The 1,752-nt window shown below is 52.1% G+C and carries 3 protein-coding genes; 1 reads left to right on the top strand and 2 read right to left on the bottom strand.

The genetic code is table 11. From position 1 onward, the window contains the following. Together B7Y67_RS17100 and B7Y67_RS17095 are read right to left on the bottom strand one after the other, a co-directional pair. Positions 1-202 (bottom strand): glutathione S-transferase N-terminal domain-containing protein (locus tag B7Y67_RS17100; protein ID WP_293599659.1); only part of this gene is annotated, 202 nt, incomplete at its 3' end. 39 nt (positions 203-241) lie between these two features. Further along, the gene (locus B7Y67_RS17095) at positions 242-1,117 is read right to left on the bottom strand and encodes an AEC family transporter (protein ID WP_293599658.1); all 876 of its coding nucleotides are present in this window, start codon (positions 1,115-1,117) and stop codon (positions 242-244) included. Positions 1,118-1,170: 53 nt separating this feature from the next. On the opposite strand from B7Y67_RS17095, the gene B7Y67_RS17090 reads away from it, so the two are divergent. Next, positions 1,171-1,752, top strand: a 582-nt coding sequence (locus tag B7Y67_RS17090; protein WP_293599657.1) for a cupin domain-containing protein, incomplete at its 3' end; no start/stop codon positions are given.

The raw sequence follows: 1,752 nt of genomic DNA, 5'->3' as shown, positions 1-1,752 counted from the left end.
TGGCATTGCTGTCAAAGACGCGAATTTCACCGTCCACCATCGCTGGTGTTTTGGCATTGGGATTGATGGCCTTGAAAGCCTCCGAGTGCTGCTCGCCCTTGCGCGTGTCGACCGGAACGAGCTCATAGGGCTCACCAGTTTCTTCCAGATACAACGCGATCTTCAAGGGGTTGGGCGAAGGATGAAAGTAAAACTTGATCATGACGGATACCTTTCTTTGTGCGTGTGGATGAAAAGAAATCTAAATGAATGCGAGCCAAATACCGAGCGGCAGAAACGCCAGGCTCAACAAATGTCCGACGATGACGGTTGACGCTACCTTGTTGGGCTCCACCTGAAATTTGTCAGCGAGCATGAAATTGAAGACTGCGGGCGGCAAACATGCAAACAAAATTAAAGCGCCACGCTCCAGCCCTTGCAAGGGAATGAGCCAAAGGACCATAAACACAGCGACAAGTCTCGCTGTCAAAATCAGGACGCTTGACTGAACTCCCACACGAGCATCTGCAATTTGGCTACTGGCAAGCCTTGCCCCGAGGGACATCAACATCATCGGAACCAACACACTCCCAATCATGGTGCAGGAGGTCTGAACCCACTCGGGTAGCTCCCACCGCAATTGAGAGCTGGCAACACCCATCACAGTCGCCCAGACCAGTGGGTTGGCATAAACCATGCGCCAGTCAACTTTTCCGCTCATCACGCCAGCGCCCAGCGTGAAATGCAGAATGTTGGAGATCACCAGCAGAACAACAGCTGTTGCCGTACCTTCTGGTCCATAGGCCAGTGCAATCAAGGGGATGCCAATCGGGCCAACATTAGTGAACATGGCGCAGGGCAAAAATGCTTGCTGAGTTGCGCCAGAAAATTTCGTCAACGGCCAGGCGATCAATCCGCTCAGAAAAATCAATACGATCGACGCCCCGGTAAATGACAGGGCAGAAATCGGGTCAAACGATTTGGCAGACAGAGAGATAAAAATCAACACGGGCAATGCCACGTCCACGACCAGTTTGTTGGCCCCGCCCAGATCCGGTTTGACGCGTCGACTGTACAAAAAGCCAACCAGCACCAAGGTGAAGATGGGGAGCGTGATGGAGGCAATTTTCGAAAACACGGATCCTGAATCGGTAAGAACCACACTTTATACTTGGCATTGTCTTGTACTGAATGCAACAATACGTACATAAAAATTTGCAATTCGTACAAATGGATGCTCCTCGCCTAGATCGACTCACCGCCTTGCTGGGAGGACTTGGCCCCAACGTGACGCGGACCTCAAAGGCTGAGGGCTTTTCGCTTCACATCATCCAGACCGGACTGTTCGAGCTTTCTTCACAGAGCATTTCAGCCCCTCACCTGGACGCGCTGTCGCTATTGGTTTGCCCTGCGGAGTACTCGCTCCAAGACATCATCGAAGCCGATCAGCAATGCTTCATGAGTTTTGACGTTGTTTTTGATGGTCCCATGGGACCCAGCTTTTTAGCTGAGCTGTCTCAGCCAATCTCAATTGGCATGAAGGACGCTGACCCATCGCTCGTGCAGGTCATGACGCTCATTGCCACTGAAATGCTGGCCAGTCGTTGTGGCCAGCCGCTTTTTATCAATCGGGCAGGCGATATATTGCTGATCAGTTTGATGCGACACCTGACATCTCGACCGCAACAAGCCACGGGGCTGTTTCATGCCTTGTCAGACCCGCGAATTGCTCGAAGTTTGGTGGCCATGCACTCCAAACCCGCTCATCCATGG

Source organism: Polynucleobacter sp. 35-46-11 (assembly GCF_002281105.1).
This window is presented reverse-complemented; position numbering and strand designations above follow the sequence as displayed.